This window comes from Streptomyces sp. NPDC089424 (assembly GCF_044749345.1).
In the GTDB taxonomy this organism is placed as follows: domain Bacteria; phylum Actinomycetota; class Actinomycetes; order Streptomycetales; family Streptomycetaceae; genus Streptomyces.
Window position 1 is genome coordinate 366,554 of the sequence record NZ_JBIVHU010000009.1, and the last position, 17,392, is coordinate 383,945.

The 17,392-nt window shown below is 71.9% G+C and carries 15 protein-coding genes; 11 read left to right on the plus strand and 4 right to left on the minus strand.

Features of this window, described 5'->3' with window-relative positions; translation table 11 throughout:
* Nucleotides 1-151: 151 nt before the first annotated feature.
* From ACIP2X_RS32695 to ACIP2X_RS32725, 7 genes are all read left to right on the plus strand, one after another.
* On the plus strand, nt 152-1,771 hold the full coding sequence (locus ACIP2X_RS32695; RefSeq protein ID WP_401680128.1) for a glycoside hydrolase family 20 protein: 1,620 nt from the start codon (nt 152-154) through the stop codon (nt 1,769-1,771).
* 186 nt (nt 1,772-1,957) lie between these two features.
* The gene (locus ACIP2X_RS32700; RefSeq protein WP_401680131.1) at nt 1,958-2,566 is read left to right on the plus strand and encodes a hypothetical protein; all 609 of its coding nucleotides are present in this window, start codon (nt 1,958-1,960) and stop codon (nt 2,564-2,566) included.
* Nucleotides 2,567-2,807: 241 nt separating this feature from the next.
* Nucleotides 2,808-3,209, plus strand: a complete 402-nt coding sequence (locus ACIP2X_RS32705; RefSeq protein ID WP_401680133.1) for a hypothetical protein — start codon at nt 2,808-2,810, stop codon at nt 3,207-3,209.
* Between the two features lie 162 nt (nt 3,210-3,371).
* The gene (locus ACIP2X_RS32710) at nt 3,372-3,986 is read left to right on the plus strand and encodes an RNA polymerase sigma factor (protein WP_401680136.1); all 615 of its coding nucleotides are present in this window, start codon (nt 3,372-3,374) and stop codon (nt 3,984-3,986) included.
* Nucleotides 3,983-4,189 carry a hypothetical protein gene (locus ACIP2X_RS32715; RefSeq protein WP_401680139.1) on the plus strand — a complete coding sequence of 69 codons (207 nt, stop codon included), beginning with the start codon at nt 3,983-3,985 and terminating at the stop codon, nt 4,187-4,189. Before ACIP2X_RS32710 ends, ACIP2X_RS32715 begins: the two co-directional genes overlap by 4 nt.
* 352 nt (nt 4,190-4,541) lie before the next feature.
* Entirely contained in the window at nt 4,542-5,210 is a 669-nt protein-coding gene (locus ACIP2X_RS32720; RefSeq protein WP_401680142.1) for an RNA polymerase sigma factor, read from the plus strand.
* Entirely contained in the window at nt 5,210-6,307 is a 1,098-nt protein-coding gene (locus ACIP2X_RS32725; protein ID WP_401680145.1) for a hypothetical protein, read from the plus strand. Before ACIP2X_RS32720 ends, ACIP2X_RS32725 begins: the two co-directional genes overlap by 1 nt.
* A 144-nt stretch (nt 6,308-6,451) precedes the next feature.
* On the opposite strand, the gene ACIP2X_RS32730 is transcribed toward ACIP2X_RS32725, so the two are convergent.
* Complete coding sequence (locus tag ACIP2X_RS32730; RefSeq protein WP_401680147.1) at nt 6,452-7,285, minus strand: L,D-transpeptidase family protein; 834 nt, start codon at nt 7,283-7,285, stop codon at nt 6,452-6,454.
* A 128-nt stretch (nt 7,286-7,413) separates the two neighbouring features.
* Between ACIP2X_RS32730 and ACIP2X_RS32735 the strand changes: the two genes are divergently transcribed.
* On the plus strand, nt 7,414-8,994 hold the full coding sequence (locus ACIP2X_RS32735) for a methylmalonyl-CoA mutase (RefSeq protein WP_401680150.1): 1,581 nt from the start codon (nt 7,414-7,416) through the stop codon (nt 8,992-8,994).
* 39 nt (nt 8,995-9,033) lie between these two features.
* On the plus strand, nt 9,034-9,681 hold the full coding sequence (gene leuE / locus ACIP2X_RS32740) for a leucine efflux protein LeuE (protein WP_401680153.1): 648 nt from the start codon (nt 9,034-9,036) through the stop codon (nt 9,679-9,681).
* A 55-nt stretch (nt 9,682-9,736) separates the two neighbouring features.
* Here leuE and ACIP2X_RS32745 read toward each other — a convergent pair whose 3' ends face one another.
* Nucleotides 9,737-10,681: a class I SAM-dependent methyltransferase gene (locus ACIP2X_RS32745; RefSeq protein ID WP_401680156.1), complete on the minus strand. Its 945-nt coding sequence runs from the start codon at nt 10,679-10,681 to the stop codon at nt 9,737-9,739.
* A 307-nt stretch (nt 10,682-10,988) separates the two neighbouring features.
* Complete coding sequence (locus ACIP2X_RS32750) at nt 10,989-12,155, minus strand: acyltransferase family protein (protein WP_401680159.1); 1,167 nt, start codon at nt 12,153-12,155, stop codon at nt 10,989-10,991.
* A 286-nt stretch (nt 12,156-12,441) separates the two neighbouring features.
* Here ACIP2X_RS32750 and ACIP2X_RS32755 point away from each other — a divergent pair, with 286 nt between their 5' ends.
* Nucleotides 12,442-13,947 (plus strand): glycosyltransferase family 29 protein, encoded by a 1,506-nt coding sequence (locus ACIP2X_RS32755; protein ID WP_401680162.1) that lies wholly within the window; start codon nt 12,442-12,444, stop codon nt 13,945-13,947.
* Nucleotides 13,944-16,280 carry a glycosyltransferase gene (locus ACIP2X_RS32760; protein WP_401680165.1) on the plus strand — a complete coding sequence of 779 codons (2,337 nt, stop codon included), beginning with the start codon at nt 13,944-13,946 and terminating at the stop codon, nt 16,278-16,280. The genes ACIP2X_RS32755 and ACIP2X_RS32760 overlap by 4 nt, the downstream gene beginning before the upstream one ends.
* A 113-nt stretch (nt 16,281-16,393) precedes the next feature.
* Here the strand turns inward: ACIP2X_RS32760 and ACIP2X_RS32765 are convergent, their stop codons facing one another.
* Entirely contained in the window at nt 16,394-17,236 is an 843-nt protein-coding gene (locus ACIP2X_RS32765) for an FkbM family methyltransferase (RefSeq protein WP_401680168.1), read from the minus strand.
* Nucleotides 17,237-17,392 lie beyond the last annotated feature (156 nt).

Sequence of the window (17,392 nt, forward strand, 5' to 3'; positions counted from 1 at the left end):
GGGCGTCGCGTGTGTCGGCAGGGGATGCTGTGGGAGATGTGCCGTCACGTTATCGAGAGTGTTCACGGCGTGTCCGAGCGATGCCTGAATTTCACCCGGACGGGAGAGTTTAAGGACGCGCGGTGGACGCTCCACGACGTACGTTGGGGGAGTGAGCCAGCACAGGCGCCGGGCGCCGGCGCGTAGCGACATACGGACGCGGTGGCTGATCGTGGCGGTCGCCACCGCGGTGGTGCTCGTGGGTCTCGGTCTGGGCCTGTGGACCGGCAAGGGGGCACCGGGGGGCACGTCCGCCGACCCCGCCGCGGCCGCGCCGACCCCCACCCCGACGCCCACCCGCTCCTACGCCCTGTCCACGGCTCCGCGCACGATCCCCGCCGTCCGTGAACACTCCCCGGCACGCGGTCCGGGATGGCAGCCCGAGCAGGGCGGGCGGGTCGTGGTGGGCGCCGCCGGGCTGGCCGACGAGGGCCGGCTGATAGCCGGGGAGCTGGGCCTGACCTATGCGGGGGAGAAGAGCGACTCCCGGGCCGGTGACGTCCGGCTGTCGCTCAGCGGGGCCGACGGGGCGGACCCGGAGTCGTACACCATGACCGTCCGCGACGGGCGGGTCGCCATCAGCGGGGCCGGTGAGGCCGGGGTTTTCTACGGGACCCGCACGCTGAAGCAGACGGTGCACGACGGTGCCACGGCGCCGGAGGGGGTCGTGCGGGACGAGCCGGCCAAGGAGCGGCGGGGCCTGATGGTGGACATCGCCCGCAAGCACTTCACGGCCGGCTGGATCGAGGACCGGATACGCGAGCTGGGCGACCTCAAGTTCAACGAACTGGGGCTGCACTTCTCCGACGACCAGGGGTTCCGGATCGAGTCCGCCTCGCATCCCGAGATCGTCTCCGAGCAGCACCTGACCAAGGCGGAGGTCCGGCGGATCGTCCAGCTGGCCGAGAGCCGGCACATCAGCATCGTCCCGGAGATCGACTCTCCGGGGCACCTGGGCGCGGTGATCGCCGCGCACCCGGACCTGCAACTGCGCAACGCGCAGGGCGTCGCGGCGACCGGGGCCGTGGACATCGCGAACCCCGAGGCCGGCAAGCTCGTCGACGAGCTGTTCAAGGAGTACGCCGGACTCTTCCCCGGTTCCCAGTGGCACCTCGGCGGTGACGAGTACCGGGCGCTCACCGTGTCCGACCCGCAGGCCTCCTACCCGCAGCTCGCCGCCGCCGCGCGCGAGGCGTACGGCCCCGGCGGCACCGTGGCCGACCTCGCCACCGGCTGGCTCAACGACCGCGCCGCCGCGGTCCGGGCGCTCGACCGTACGCCGCGGGCGTGGAACGACGGCTTCTACACCGACGCCTCCGTGCAGCCCGACAAGGACATCGAGGTCGCGTACTGGACGGGCAAGGAGATCGGCGCGCGGCAGCCGGCGGAGTACCTGAGCGCGGGGCGCAAGGTCATCAACTACAACGACGAGTTCCTCTACTACGTGCTCGGTCAGCCGCAGACCTTCGTCTACCCGACCGGGCAGCGGATCTACGAGCAGTGGACGCCGCGGGTGCTGCGCGGGACGGAGCCGGTCGCGGCGGGCTACGACGAGCAGATCCTCGGCGGCTCGTTCGCCGTGTGGTGCGACCTCGCGAACTCCCAGACGCAGGACCAGGTGGCGGCGGGGATCCGGATGCCGCTGCGGGCGACGGTCCAGAAGCTGTGGGACCCGCGCGAGCCGCAGCTCTCCTGGGCGGAGTTCAGCGCACTGGCCGACCGGCTCGGCTGAGCACCTGGCCTGTCGGGGCGCCGGGCGACGTGCGGGGCGCCGATCTCGACCCGTTGGCCGAAAACCCCTTCTTCCTGTTCCTTCATCGACTGGGTGTCGTGCCGGTGTGACAGTACGGCAGTATGGCGCGCAGTTAGGGGAAGTGCGGGCTCCGTAAGGGATGGCGCCCCGGAACGGGAGGCGTGGATGAGCCTGGTGGAACTGATCGCGCAGGCCGATGAACGCGGGCTGACCGTGAGCGCGCTGGCTTGTTTGGACCGGTGCGTTCCGCTCCTCGGGGGTGATGACGAGGTCCTGCGCCCCTTGTGGGCGAACCTGGCGGACGACGGGGACACCGTCGAGTGGGGCGCGCTGCTGGACAAGGCGCGCGGGCAGTTGGGCGTCGCGGACGTCATGGACGCCGCTGACGTCGAGGACGAGGCCGCGCTGCTGGTCCGCCGGATGCTGGCCGCCGCCCCGGCCGTGCGGTCCACCGACGAGGCCCGGGCGTGGGCCGACGGCTGCTCGGTGGCGGCGCTGCAGGTGCACCGCCTGCTCGACCCGGCCGAGGACGGCGCGGCATCCGCCGAAACGTTCCCGCAGATTCTTGGGGCCGTCCGGTCGGAGACGGGGCCCGTCGCGGACCGCACGGCCGCCATGTCGCCGCTCGTCGCCGCCGAACTGCGCCGCCAGATCACCGTCCTGGAGCTCCTCACCGAGCACGGCACGACCGGTCTGCGCCGCGCTCTGGAGGTGTCGACGGAGGGCCGCAGGGTCCTGCGCGCGGTGGTCTCCCGCCGGGCGAGGAACGCCTGACGCACACGTCCCGGCGGCCCCCCGGCCCGCCGCGCACCTCGCCTTCGACGTAGCTGTCGACGCAGGCCCCGCCCCCGGGCCGGAGCCCCGGATCCGGGGGCGTAAACCCCGCCTCGCGCAAGGATCCTGTGACCGTCCTAGGGGTGCCGTGGGGCGGTCCTGCGCCGGTTGCGGGCAGTGGCCGAACCGGCGTGACGAATCGTCGCCGCGGGGCGCTTTTCCGAATGTGACGACCCAGACTGTGACGACGACCCAAGCGGGGGCGACCCCGGAGAACAGGCCCTCGGCCGCGACGAAGCCGGTGCGCTGGGCCGCGGACGCGGTGGCGACGCTGCGGGAGGGGGCGCGGCTGCGGCTCGACTACTCCGCGCAGTCCCTGTGGCGCGCCGACCGGCTGATCGACGAACTGCGCCGGGAGGGGACGCCGTACGCCGCCGCGGAACCCGTCCTGCGCGGACTCGGCGCCTATGCCGGTGAGGTGATCGCCCGTCAGGTGGGCGCCGAGTGGTGGGCGAGCGGCGGTGACCACTGGATCCGCACGCCGGACGGCCGCCTCTTCGACCCCATCGACGAGGCGCGCCGCTGTTTCACCGGCGACGGTTCGCTGCGCCTGCTGTGCCGGGACGCGAGCGACGGCCGGTGAGGGAGCCTCGCGGCGCCGGGTGACGCCGGGGACCGCGAGGGCTTCTGACGAGCTGTGACACTTCTGTGAGGCCTGACGCTGATGACCTTGGGGGCGTCGACACGGCCGGTTCGTGTCGCACGGTGCCGACTTCCTACGAACGCGGTGCGAACGAGGACGGTAGTGGGCCAGGGAGGGGAACCCCGTCGCGTGCGGGCGCACGACGGGGAATTGGGTGCCGCGGTCGCACGGGCGCAGGACGGCGACGAGCCCGCCTTCGCGGTCGCGTACCGGCTGGTGCAGCCGGGGCTGCTCGGCTATCTGCGCGGGCTGGTCGGCGACGACGCCGAGGACGTGGCGTCCGACGCCTGGCTGGAGATCGCCCGCGACCTCGGCCGGTTCCGGGGTGACGGGGCGGGCTTTCGCGGCTGGACCGCGACCATCGCCCGGCACCGGGCGCTGGACCATCTGCGCCGCACCCGGGCCCGGCCCCGGCCGGCCGCGCTCGAACCGGACGTCCTGGATCTGCCCGGCCCGCACGACACCTACGACCAGGCCCTGGAGTCCATCACCACCGAGCGGGCCCTGGCCCTGGTCCGCGAACTGCCGCGCGACCAGGCGGAGGCCGTGCTGCTGCGGGTGGTCGTCGGTCTTGACGGCCCCGCCGCCGCCCGGGTGCTGGGCAAGCGGCCCGGCGCGGTGCGCACGGCCGCCTACCGCGGTCTCGGACAACTCGCCCGCCGCCTCGGCGCCGAGGACGGTCCGGGCGACGGCACCCAGGGTGCGGAGGAGTCGTGAGGAACGAGGAGCAGCGGGTCGGGCAAGCGCGGCGCGGCAGCCGGTTCGCGGCGCTGCTGGGTGCCGTCCTGCGGGACGCCGGGGTGGACGCGGAGGCCGAGGGGCGGGCGATGGCCGCGTTCCGCGCGGCCCGGGAAGCGGGCGCCCACCGGGCCCGTACGCGCCGCCGGGACGACTGGCGGGCGCGGGGCGCAGGGCGTTGAGGCCGGGGGGACGCGAAGGGGCCAAGGCAACGGCCGGGGCCGCCACCCCCCACAGGAGAGGCCCCGGCCGTCGCGCGGCACGGGCCGCGCGGCGGCCCGTACTTCCTTCAGCGTCATGACTGCGTTTTCTGTCACACCCCACTGCGTCACGAGTTAGTTGCATCGACGACTACCTGCATGGACGGGAGGCAGTTTCAAGACGTAACGTGCCTTTCGCGCCGGAGTGCGGGGGCGGGACGACCACCGCAACCGCAGCGGTCCTCGAACGGCGACCACTGAGGTGACGAATCACGACGGCGAGATCCCGGTCCGTGCGAGCGGCGCCGGCTTGGCGCAAAGAAGGGCGCGCGCGGTGGGGGACGACGCGGAGCTGACGGCCGCGGTGATCGCGGCACGGAGCGGGGACGAAAGCGCGTTCCGCACGGTGTACCGCGCGGTGCACCCACGTCTGCTGGGTTACGTACGGACGTTGGTCGGCGACGCCGACGCCGAGGACGTGGCGTCCGAGGCCTGGCTGCAGATAGCCCGGGACCTGGAGCGGTTCAGCGGCGACGCGGACCGGTTCCGCGGGTGGGCCGCCCGGATCGCGCGCAACCGGGCCCTGGACCACATACGGATGCGTGGCCGGCGGCCCGCGATCGGTGGTGACGAGACCGAGCTGACCGGCCGGGCCGCCGAGTCCGACACGGCGGGCGAGGCCATCGAGGCCCTCGCCACCGACCACGCCCTCTCCCTGATCGCCCGGCTGCCGCAGGACCAGGCCGAGGCCGTGGTGCTGCGGGTGGTGGTGGGACTCGACGCGAACACCGCCGCGGAGACGCTCGGCAAACGGGCGGGTGCCGTGCGCACCGCCGCGCACCGGGGGCTGAAACGGCTCGCCGAGCTGCTCGGCGACCTCGGCGACGATCCGGAATCCGCCGGTGTGCTCGATGCCATGCCGCCCCAGCGAGAACCGCGCGGTCGCGCGTCGACGTCCGCGAGTGTGACGCCTACGCGCGCGCGGACGCAGAAGGACATGTGATGGCCGACGAGCAGCACAAGTGGCTGGACCGCGACACGGCGGAGCGTTTGCTGAGCGGGGAGCCACTGGACGCTGCCGACGACGCCACCCGCGAACAGGCCGACCGGCTCGCCCGCGCTCTCGGCGCACTGTCCGCGAAACCCCCGCTGACCAGCGACGAACTCCCCGGTGAAGCCGCCGCGCTGGCCGCCTTCCGCAAGGTGCGGGCGGACCGCGACAGCGAGCGCGCCACCCTTGACGCGCCGTGCGGTGTGCGGGCCCCCGACGCCGGACTGGTGCGCATCGGCGGCCGCGGGGGCGGCCGTACGCGCGCCGCCCGCCACCCGCGCAGGGGCCGCCCGCTGCGACTGGGGCTGGCCGCCGCGCTGGCCGTCGCGATGGTCGGCGGAGTGGCCGTCGCCGCCGGAACCGGAGCCCTGGACGCGCCGTTCCACGACGAGGACCCGCGCCCCGCCGCCTCCGTCTCGGCGGCCGAGCCGCCCGAGCTGCCGCTGGACCCGTCCGGGTCCACGGGACGTGCACGGCCCGGCTCGCCCACCCCGGACGGCGCCACGGGCGGCCCCGCCGTCGGCGGCCCCGGCGCGTCAGGGGGCGAGTCCCCGTCCGCCGGCCGGGAGAGCGAAGAGCACACGCGTGACGCCCGGGACCGGTGGAGGGTGCTCATCTCGGCCTGCCGCGACCTGTGGGAGGGCCGGAGCCTGGACCACGACGGCGAGCGCGCCCTGAGAAGGGCGGCGGGCGGCCCTTCGCACATGCGGGCCTACTGCGACACCGTGCTCGGCGACTTCGACGGGCGGCGGGACGAGGGCCGGGACAGGGACGCCGACGACCACTCGGACGGCAAGGGCGCGGACGGACCGTCGGACGGCAAGGGGGACGACGGCCCCACCCGGGGCGACGGCGACGGCAGGGACGGCCGGGGCGACGGTGACGGTCGGGGCGACGGCGACGACGGAGGTGGCAGCGGCGGCGACGGGCACGACGGGCCGGTGTCCGGCCGCGACGGCCCCGGCACCCGCACCTCCGCGTGGTCCCCGCCCCTCGTCCCTGACCTGCGGTTTCGCGAGCCCGTAGATATTTCTGTCCGAGGGGTGTGACGTTTCGGGCCTGCTCGGCGCAGTACAGAGTGAGCCGACTGGTCATCGGCTGTCGCACTGAGCCGGGGTTCCCCCCGTACCTACGGCTCGTGCACCTGAGCGCGGGCGGGACACGTTCCCCCGGTCCCGCCCGCGCCCCGAACCTCACCGGTGCACGACGACCCTGTCGCCGTCGCGCACCTCACCGAACAGCTGCGCGATCGCCGCCTCGTCCCGGACGTTGACGCAACCGTGCGAGGACCCGGCGTAGCCGCGGACGGCGAAGTCGGACGAGTAGTGCACGGCCTGCCCGCCGCTGAAGAACATCGCGTACGGCATCGGCGAGTCGTACAGCGTGGAGTGGTGGTCGCGGGACTTCCAGTACACCTGGAACTCGCCCTCCCTGGTCGGGGTGTACTCCGAGCCGAAGCGCACCGGCAGGGTCGTCACCGTGCGGCCGTCGACCATCCAGCGCAACGTGCGGCTCGACTTGCTGATGCACAGCACCCGGCCGGTCAGACAGCGCGCGTCCGGCGCGTCGGCCGGCTGACCGCCCATCAGGTACAGGTCCCAGTGACCGGGCTCGCGGGTCATGCCCAGCAGCCGCTGCCAGGTGACGGTGTCCGTGGTGCCCGTGCGGGGCAGCCCGCGCTTGCCCTGGAAGCCGCGTACGGCCTGCTCGGTCAGATCGTCGTACGTCCCCGTCGGGCCGTCGAACAACCACGCGACCTGCCGCAGCCGGGCCTGGAGTTCGCGCACGTCACGCCCGGTGTCGCCGGGGGACCAGAGGACCGGCGCCGGGGCCGGGGCCGGGGCGGCCGGCCGCTCGGGGGCCGGGGAGCGGGTGGCCGGCGGCGGCGCGGGCGCCGTACGGGTGACCTCGACATGGATCGGCCCGCGCGGGTTCCCGTCCGCGTCCACGGCCTGCGCGGTGCACCCGCACACCGCCGCCAGCGCCGCCAGCGCGGCCGCCGTCCTCCCCGTCAGTGCACTGCGCATGACCAGTCCCCGCCCTCTCACCGAAGTACGCCGGTGTCACCTGAGATGGTTCCCGCGCATGACGGGTCGCGAACGGCGCGGCATCGTGGTGGGCAAGGAGTGGTCACCGCACAGGGAAGGCACCCACGATGGCACGCGAGTCGGAGTCCGGACTGCCCGTCGAACCGGTCTACGGGCCGCGCGCCCTGGACGGCTGGGACCCGGCCGTGCGGCTGGGCGAGCCGGGTGAGTACCCCTTCACGCGCGGGGTCTACCCGTCGATGTACACGGGCCGCCCGTGGACCATGCGGCAGTACGCGGGGTTCGGTACGGCGGCGGAGTCCAACGCCCGCTACCGGCAGTTGATCGCGCACGGCACCACCGGTCTGTCGGTCGCCTTCGACCTGCCCACCCAGATGGGCCACGACTCGGACGCGCCGCTGGCGCACGGCGAGGTCGGCAAGGTCGGTGTGGCGATCGACTCGGTCGAGGACATGCGGGCGCTGTTCGGCGGGATCCCGCTGGACAAGGTGTCGACGTCGATGACGATCAACGCGCCGGCCGCCCTGTTGCTGCTGCTGTACCAACTGGTGGCGGAGGAGCAGGGGGTCCGTGCGGACCAGCTGACCGGCACGGTCCAGAACGACGTGCTCAAGGAGTACATCGCACGCGGGACGTACATCTTCCCGCCCAAGCCGTCGCTGCGGCTGACCGCGGACATCTTCCGCTACTGCCGGACGGAGATGCCGAGGTGGAACACGATCTCGATCTCCGGCTACCACATGGCGGAGGCCGGTGCGTCCCCGGTGCAGGAGATCGCGTTCACCCTGGCCGACGGCATCGAGTACGTCCGCACGGCCGTGGCCGCGGGGATGGACGTCGACGACTTCGCCCCGCGTCTGTCGTTCTTCTTCGTGGCCCGTACGACGCTCCTGGAGGAGGTCGCGAAGTTCCGCGCCGCCCGCCGGATCTGGGCCCGGGTGATGCGCGAGGAGTTCGGTGCGCGGAATCCCAAGTCGCTGATGCTGCGCTTCCACACGCAGACGGCCGGGGTGCAGCTGACCGCCCAGCAGCCCGAGGTGAACCTCGTCCGCGTCGCCGTCCAGGGCCTGGCCGCCGTCCTCGGCGGCACCCAGTCCCTGCACACCAACTCCTTCGACGAGGCCATCGCGCTGCCCACCGACAAGAGCGCGCGGCTGGCGCTGCGCACCCAGCAGGTACTCGCCCATGAGACGGACGTGACCGCGACCGTCGACCCGTTCGCCGGTTCCTACGCCGTCGAGCGGATGACGGACGACGTGGAGGCGGCGGCCGTCGAGCTGATGGCGAGGGTCGAGGAGCTGGGCGGTGCGGTCGCCGCGATCGAGCGCGGTTTCCAGAAGACGGAGATCGAGCGCAACGCGTACCGGATCGCCCAGGAGACCGACTCCGGCGAGCGGGTCGTCGTCGGCGTCAACCGCTTCACGACCGACGAGGACGAGCCGTACGAGCCGCTGCGCGTCGACCCCGCCATCGAGGCCCGGCAGGCGCAGCGCCTGGCCGCGCTGCGCTCCGGACGCGACCGGCGGGCGGTGGACGCCGCCCTTGCGGCGCTGCGCACGGCGGCCGAGGGCGAGGACAACGTGCTGCCCCCGATGAAGGAGGCGCTGCGGGCGCGGGCCACCGTGGGTGAGGTGTGCAACGCCCTGCGGGAGATCTGGGGGAGTTACGTACCGAGTGACGCCTTCTGACCGGACCCGCTGTCGTACCGGCGTGCGACACTCCTAGGCATGTTCGGCGTCATCGATCTTCCGACCTATCTGGCAGGGCTCGCCCTGATCGTCCTGCTGCCCGGGCCCAACTCGCTCTACGTGCTGTCCGTGGCCGCCCGGCGCGGGGTGCGCTCCGGGTACCGGGCCGCGGCCGGGGTGTGGTGCGGCGACGCCGTGCTGATGACGTTGTCGGCGGCCGGTGTGGCCTCGCTGCTGCAGGCGAACGCGCTGCTGTTCGGCATCGTGAAGTACGCCGGAGCCGGCTATCTGACCTGGCTGGCGATCGGCATGATGCGCGCGGCGTGGGGGATGTGGCGGACCCGGCGGGAGAGCGTGGCGGCTCCCGCCGCGCCGCAGCCGGGGGACGAGCGGCCGTTCCGGCGCGCCCTGGTCATCAGCCTGTTCAACCCCAAGGCGATCCTGTTCTTCGTCGCCTTCTTCGTGCAGTTCGTCGACCCCGGGTACGCCTACCCCGCGCTGTCCTTCGTCGTGCTCGGGGCGTTCGCGCAGCTCGCCAGCTTCCTGTACCTGAGCGCACTGATATTCGGCGGAACGAAGCTGGCCGCCGCCTTCCGCCGCCGCAGGCGCCTCACGGCGGGGGTCACCTCGGCGGCGGGGGCGCTGTTCCTCGGCTTCGCGGTGAAGCTGTCGCTGACCAGCTCCTAGCTGTCGCCGACCAGCGGCCGGGAGAGCGGGGCGGCGAGGACGGCGGCGGGCGGCGTCAGCGTGTGGCCGCCGCCCGCTTCGACGCGCGGGCCTTGCGGATCGCACGGGTCAGCAGCGGAGGCAGCAGGTCGACCGCCAGGCGGCGGGCGCGGGTGCCGGCGCTCCGGGAGAGGACGGACGGGGCCGCCCCGGACGCGGCGGGCTGTGAGGGCCTCGGCACGGCGGGCTCGGGCGTCTCGCGTGCGTGCCGGGACGGCGGGAAGTCGGGGGCCTGCATCCCCTTCGACTTCAGCCGGACGAGTCGGTGCCCGGCGGCCTGCTGCACGCTGAGCCCGCAGTCGTCGCGCCCGCGCACCATCGCCAGCAGTTCGTCCTGCACCGGCTTCGGGTCGCCCCAGGTGCCGTAGAGCTTCTGCGTGGTCAGGCAGATCGGGCGCAGACCCCGGCTGAGCACGGCCTCCCAGACGGCGACGGAGACACCGGGGGTGTGCTCCGAGCGGAAGTCGTCGAGGACGACGATCCCGTCCGGCCGCAGCACGTCGCGCGCGGCGGCGATGTCGTCGTACACGTGCTCGTAGAGGTGCGAGCCGTCGATGTGCACGAAGCGGCACGAGTCCCGTTCGACCTCGCCGGGCACGAGCGAGCTGGGGCCCTGCACGACGCGCGGGAGTTCGTCGTGGAAGGAGAGGTAGTTGGTCTCGAAGACCTGGCGCGTGAGCGCGCTGTACGACTTCGTCGACTCGGCCCGGTTGGCGCGGTCCGGGGCGTCGCCCTCGAAGAGGTCGCACACGGTGTAGCGCTCGCCCTCCCGGAGATGACGGCCCAGGAAGATCGCGCTCTTGCCCATGTAGACCCCGACCTCCAGCAGGTCGCCGCGGACGCCCGCTGCCTCCTGCCGGGTCAGGAGCCAGTCGAAGAGCGTCTGGTCGAGTACGGGGAACCAGCCTGGGACGTCGTCGAGCAGGCGGGGCCGCGGGGGCGCCTCATGTGCAGTGGTCATGAAAGGCGAGCACTTCCTCGTTGCGGTGTGCGGTCAGGAGTTGCCCGGCGCCTGCCCGGGAGGAGAACCCATCCAAACCCCCAAGAAGGTGAATACCGGGTCAATTCCCTACGTACCGTACGCGTTCCCGCCCCCGCGGGTGGCGCGAACGACGCCACGCCCGGTGAACGATTACCAGGATGGCTCGGCTACCCCCGCCCGGGCCGCGTATTGCGCAAGGTGCGTGGGCGGGGGCCCCGGGTCGGGTGCCCCGCGGTACGCGTCGAACAGCCGTACCGCACCCGCGATCACGCCCGACCGGGCGAGGTCAGTCCTTCGGCGTCCGCACCTGCGTCAGCGACCGCCGCAGCAGCGGCGTCGCCCACTCCTCCACGTACCGGTTGAACAGCCACGCCAGCACCAGCATCGTGGTCAGCGTGCCGGTCATCGTCATCCACGCGGGGAGCCCGAGGTGCTGGTGCAGCAGCTCGACGACGGGCCACCCCAGGTGCTCGTGCACCAGGTAGAAGGGGTACGTCAGCGCTCCCGCGACCGTCAGCCAGCGCCAGTCGGCCCGGTTCAGCCAGCCCAGCGCCACCGCGAGCACCGCGACGAAGCCGAACGTGACGATCAGGATGATCACCGAGGCGGAGCGGTAGGAGAACTGGTCCGGCTGCGGGCTGTGCCACAGGTGGGACACCGCCTGGTGCTGCCCGGTCAGCCAGCTCACCGCGACGATGCCCCACGCGGTGACGTCCCGCCGGTTGCGGTGCAGTAGGTAGATGCCCATGCCGCCGATGAAGAACGGCGCGTACTCCGGCATCAGGACCAGATCGAGGAACGGCTGGTCGGCGGCCTGCGTGATCGCCGCCAGCAGCGTCCAGACGGCGCACAGCATGACGACCCGCCGGCGGTTGGCCCCCGGCAGCACGATGCACACGGCGAACAGCGCGTAGAAGCGGATCTCCACCCACAGCGTCCAGCACACGCCGAGCACCCGGTCGGCGCCGAGCGGCTGCTGGAGCAAGGTCAGGTTCACCAGCGCTTCGCTCGGTGACACCGCCGCGTAGGCCACGCCCGGCAGCGCGAAGACGGCCGTCACCAGGACGACGGCCACCCAGTAGGAGGGCATCAGGCGGGCGACCCGGGAGGCGAAGAAGGAGCGCAGCGGCCGGCCCCAGCCGCTCATGCAGATGACGAACCCGCTGATCACGAAGAAGATCTGGACGCCGAGGCAGCCGTAGGCGAACCAGGAGTGCAGCGTCGGGAACTGGATCTTGGGCGAGGATCCCCAGGCATGGGTGATCTCACCGCCCCGGCCGCCGTAGTGGTACAGCGCGACCATCAGCGCGGCCAGCAGCCGCAGCCCGTCCAGGGCGCGCAGCCGGCCCCCCGTCGTTCTGGGCCGCGGCCGGACGCCGCCGACCTCGAGCGGCCGCGCGGGCGCGGCGGTGGCGGTGGGGGGCTTGGCTGTGGTGACGACCGTCTCGGTCACGCTGGAATACCTCGGCTACCTCGTCTGTCCGTGGGCCCGCATGCGCGCCATCCTGCCCAAAGCGCCCGTAACCGGCATAACCCCGGAGGTGTGTGTCAACGTCCTGCGACGCCGCCCGCCACCCTAGGACGTCGGTTGACGGAATTCCGTTCGACGGAAACACGATTTGCCCACCGGCCCCTATCGGTTCACCTTTTCGTCGTATTGGTTTCTTAGTGTTCTCCAACCCACCACGTTTACCGAGGCAGATCCTTGCCTGCTTCGTCACATCCAGAGCAGGAGCACCATGACGGTTCGCAGCAGATGGTCACGTTCCCGAACAGGGGACACGGCATCGGCGAGCACTGACGCCGGTCCGCCGACCGCCCAGGTCACTCCGGTGGAGCTGGAGGACTGCCTGCGCGCCTGCGCGGTGCACAGCGGCAAGCTCGTGGGCAGCCTCGACTCCCGGCGCATCGCGCTCGCCGAGAAGCTGCGGGAGCTGCTCGCCCTGTGGGCCGCCCAGGAGCAGCCCCAGTCGGCGTCCGCGAGCGCGGGCAGCCTGATCCGGCGTGGCGCGAAGGCCGTCGGTGGCGCCGGCCTGACCAACGAGCTGCTCGACGCGCTCCTCGCCGTCGGCAACAAGGCGCTCGACTGCGGCTACGACGACGAGCTGAACCTCTCCCTGCTCATCACCGACACGGTGCTGTCGCAGCGCAAGAACTCCCGGGCCGGCTGGCGGCTGCGCGGCCGGCTGCTGGAGGCCATGGGCCGCCCGGCCGCCGCCGTCGACGCCTTCGAGCGCTACCTGAGCCTCACCACGGAGGACGGCTTCGGCGTCCGCGCCAAGGTCGCCGGCCTGCGCACCGCGCAGGAGAAGCGTGGTGAGCTGCTCACCCTGCTGAAGCGCACCGTCCCGGACGCCGCCGCGTACGCCGCCGGCCCGGCGACCGACGTGTGGGCCGACGGTCTCGCGACGCACGCCGCCGGGGACTGGGAGCGGGCCCAGGCGCAGCTGGTGGGCGCGCTGGTCGCGCTCGACCGTACGGAGGCGCCCGAGCAGGAGTTCCAGGAGGCGCTCAGCCACTACCTGGACCTCAGCACCGGCGTCCAGCACCGCCCCAGCCCCGAGCTGATCGAGGCGATCGGCCTCTTCGCCGAGCAGCGGCGCAACCGGATGCGCGGACCGCTGGACGACCCGACCTTCGGCAATCTGCAGTGGATCAGCCTCGGTGAGTTCCGCAACCGGATAGCCGGCAAGTCCATCGCCCTGATCGCCAACTCCGGCAAGGTCGGCGAGAGCGGCAAGGGCACCGAGATCGACGCCTACGACCTGGTCGTGCGCTTCAACTCGTACAAGATCGACGCGGCGAACACCGGCAAGCGGACCGACATCCACGTCACGATCCACAAGCACGGCTTCAACTGGGACCAGCAGGTCGACACGCGGCTGGTCTTCGGCGGGATCTCCGGCGACTGGAAGTACTCGCTGCGCAACCGCCTCGTGCCGGGCGCGCAGAAGTACCTGGGCGACGAGTCGCTGCGCTGGCCCGTGCGCAACATCGGCAAGTGGGGCACGGACAAGTGGCCGTCGATCCCCACCTCCGGCTTCAACATGCTGTGGCTGCTCGACTTCCTCGACGTCAGCAGCGCCATCGACCTGATCGGCTTCGACTTCTACGAGAGCGGTGCGTACCGCCTCGACGCGGCGATGAAGATGCCCATCACGTCCGTCCACGAATACACCAGCGAGAAGGCGTGGGTCATGGAACGGGCCCAGAGCGTCTCCGGCATGAGGATCTCCCTGCGATGACCGCGACCCACATAGCCCCCGCCGAGCCTCGCAGCGCGGCCCCGGCCACCGACGCCAGCGCGCTGACCGGCAAGCGCCGCATCGCCTTCGCCAGCTTCGTCGACGAGAACTACCTGCCGGGCTTCCTGGCCCTGCTGCGCTCGCTCGCGCTGTCGAACCCGGGTGTGTGCGAGGACTTCATCGTCCTGCACGACGACCTCAAGCCGTCCTCCGTCGCCAGCATCCGCGCCCTGCACCCGCGCGTCAGCTTCCGCCGGGTCGACGCCGAGCACTACGACGGCTACGCCAAGGGCGACCAGGACAACTACCTGGTCCGCAAGGCGTACTTCATCCTCGACGTCTTCAAGATCCGCGACTACGACACCGTGATCACCCTGGACACCGACATGGTGGTCCTCGGGTCGCTCTCGGAGCTGCTGTCGCTGCGCGAGGGCCTCGCCGCCGTACCGCAGTTCTTCTACGGCCAGCACAAGCTCAACAGCGGTCTGCTCGTCATTCAGAAGGAGTACCTGAGCGACGAGTTCTACGCGAAGATCGACCACGTCGGCCACACCGGTGCCTACGAGCTCGACAAGCACGACCAGGGCATCCTCAACGCGGTCCTGAACGGCGACTTCGTCCGCCTCGACCCGAAGTACAACTTCGTCAAGCGGCGCCTCTCCGGTGACCTCGCGGTCCCGGACGACACCGCGATCCTGCACTTCACCGGCCGGCACAAGCCCTGGCAGGGCGGCGAGTCGGGCTACGACAAGGCGCAGGAGCGCTGGCGCGAGTTCGACATGACGGACGCCGAGCTGCACGCGGCGTACGTGGGCGCGGGCGGCACGACGCACCGCGACCTGCTGGTGCACTTCGGCACCCCGTACGTCGAGCGCACCGGTGACGTCGACGCCGCCCGCCGGGTCGCGCTCGCCCACATCGGCGCCGGCGACTACCAGGCCGCCGTGGACATCATGGAGCGCGTCCACATCCCCGTCGACGAGGCCTGGCCGCACGAGGTCTACGGACACGCCCTGCTGGCCGTCTCCCGCTACGAGGAGGCCAAGGCCCAGCTGCTGCTGGCCACCGCCGCACCCAACCGCGCGGCCACCGCCTTCGCCCGGCTCGCCCTGATCTCCTGGGTGCACGGCGAGGACGCCACCGCGCACAAGCACGCCGTCCAGGGTCTGACCGTCGACCCGACGCACCGGGCCAGCCGCATCTGGCACCAGCGCACCATCGGCATGCCGGCCCAGCAGTCCGGCAGTGCCGTCGAGCAGCTCGCGCACGTCGCGTTCTACATGGACCGGCAGGGCAACGCGGGCGACAAGCTGCTCCCCGAGAGCGTTCGCCTCGCCTTCGACCCCGACACCACGGGACGCCGCTGGCACTCGGTGCACGCCCACCGCCTGTTCGACGAGGCGGCCCTGGAGCGCGTCAACTCCCGGCGCGGCATGGTCATCGGCGGCGGCGGCCTGTTCATCCCGGACACCATGCCGAACGGCAACAGCGCCTGGCAGTGGAACGTCCCCGACGAGCTGCTGAAGCGCATCGACGTGCCCATCGCGGTGTACGCCGTCGGCTTCAACGCCTTCGACGGGCAGAGCTACCGCGCCCAGCGGTTCCGTGAGTCGCTGCGGCTGCTCGTGGAGAAGTCCGCCTTCTTCGGGCTGCGCAACCACGGCTCGATCGAGAAGGTCCGGGCCATGATCCCGGCGCACCTGCACGACAAGGTGCGCTTCCAGCCGTGCCCGACCACGGTCACCCGCCAGCTCGTCGCAGGCTGGCAGGACCCGGTGAAGCGGGACGACACCATCCTCATCAACGCCGCCTACGACCGTGCCACCCTGCGCTTCGGCCACGACTACGGCCACTTCCTCGCGCAGATGGCCAAGGCCGTGCGCGAGCTGGGCGACCTCGGTGAGGTGCAGTGCGTGGCGCACTCGCTCGACGACGAGCGGATCGCCTTCGACCTGCGCCGTGAGCACGGCGTGTCGATGCCCGTCATCCCGATGTACGACTTCGAGAACGACGAGATCCGCGAGCTGTACGCGCGCACCCGGCTGGTCATCGGTATGCGCGGCCACGCGGGCATGATCCCGTTCGGCTGCGGCACGCCGATCATCAGCCTGATCTCGCACCCGAAGATGGCGTACTTCCTGCGCGACATCGAGCGCCCCGAGTGGGGTGTCTCGGTGCACGAGCGCAACCTCGCCGAGGTGCTCGTCGAGCGCTCCCGCGACCTGCTCGCCGACCACGCCAAGACGGTGGCCGACGTGCACGGCCGTCAGCAGGAGCTGTGGAAGGTCACCCAGGCCAACGCCGCGGAGCTGCGGACCCTCCTGGGCGGCTGACCCACCCGGGCCCGCAGGACGCGGAGGGCATAGCGCAGAACCCAGAACGCAGAACCCAGAACGCAGAACGCTCCCGGAGTCGGCAGGCTCCGGGAGCGTCTCGTGCGCTCGCCCTAACGGCGGGGCGTGAACAGCAGGTTGCGGGTGCCGCTCGGCCGGGGACGGTCGGCCGGGATGAGGGTGTCCTCCTCCTCGGCGACCCAGTGCGCGTCGTACCCGAGCGGCCCGAACTCGGCGAGCAGCGGGTCCAGCGGGGCACCCACCAGCGCCTCCAGCATCACGGTGGGCCGGTCCCGCTTCAGCACCTGGCGCGCGCCCTCCAGCACCGACATCTCGTGGCCCTCGACGTCGATCTTGATCAGGTCGAGCTTGGTGTCGGCGAACACCTCGTCCAGCGTGACCAGCTGGATCCGCTTCATCTCGGCGTCGCCGGCCGCGTGTTCCAGGGAGGAGCCCGTCGACAGCAGGTTCCCGGAGAAGCGGACGCTGATGTCGGCCCAGCCCGGCTCGCTGGAGACGCCCGCCTGGTAACGGCGCACGTTCTGCACGTTGTTGAGCCGGATGTTCACCGCGAGCCGCGCGTGCACCTGGTCCACCGGCTCGAAGGCGTGCACCTTGGCCTTGGGGTTGGTGAGTGCGGCGATCATCGAGAAGTAGCCGACGTGCGCGCCGACGTCGGCTATCGTCGCGCTCTTCGCCGCCAGCCGCGCCCAGGTGGAGAGGCTGCCGGGCTCGTAGCCGAAGGTGCCGTTCCACAGGGTGTCCAGGGCGACCGCGTCGTCGTTCACGCAGAACATGACGAACGGCGGGCAGTACGGCGAGTCGATCTCGGCAAGGCCCCGGTACGGGTGCTTCTTGCGATGCGTGCGGATGATGTCGCTGGTGGCGACGGGCCGGACGGACGGGGCGTAGGCCAGCATCCGGGCATTGGCGGCTTCGACCTGGGAGATGCGCATGGGCGCGATCGTAGGCCTGAGATCATTGCTATTTGAAGGTTTGGGAAGTATTCGGTACGGAAATTAACGCAGCCGCTGGTCAAAGGCGGCGGCGGCTTCCCGGGACCGAGATCCGGAAAAGCCGCCGCACGCATATTCTCTTTTCGGTTCCCGCCG

Bases quoted from the DNA above. Each gene is read 5' to 3' on its own strand.
- ACIP2X_RS32725 (WP_401680145.1), top strand. From the start codon at position 5,210: ATGGCCGACGAGCAGCACAAGTGGCTGGACCGCGACACGGCGGAGCGT.
- leuE (WP_401680153.1), top strand. From the start codon at position 9,034: ATGTTCGGCGTCATCGATCTTCCGACCTATCTGGCAGGGCTCGCCCTG.
- ACIP2X_RS32700 (WP_401680131.1), top strand. From the start codon at position 1,958: ATGAGCCTGGTGGAACTGATCGCGCAGGCCGATGAACGCGGGCTGACC.
- ACIP2X_RS32730 (WP_401680147.1), bottom strand. From the start codon at position 7,285: ATGCGCAGTGCACTGACGGGGAGGACGGCGGCCGCGCTGGCGGCGCTG.
- ACIP2X_RS32735 (WP_401680150.1), top strand. From the start codon at position 7,414: ATGGCACGCGAGTCGGAGTCCGGACTGCCCGTCGAACCGGTCTACGGG.
- ACIP2X_RS32765 (WP_401680168.1), bottom strand. From the start codon at position 17,236: ATGCGCATCTCCCAGGTCGAAGCCGCCAATGCCCGGATGCTGGCCTAC.
- ACIP2X_RS32745 (WP_401680156.1), bottom strand. From the start codon at position 10,681: ATGACCACTGCACATGAGGCGCCCCCGCGGCCCCGCCTGCTCGACGAC.
- ACIP2X_RS32755 (WP_401680162.1), top strand. From the start codon at position 12,442: ATGACGGTTCGCAGCAGATGGTCACGTTCCCGAACAGGGGACACGGCA.
- ACIP2X_RS32760 (WP_401680165.1), top strand. From the start codon at position 13,944: ATGACCGCGACCCACATAGCCCCCGCCGAGCCTCGCAGCGCGGCCCCG.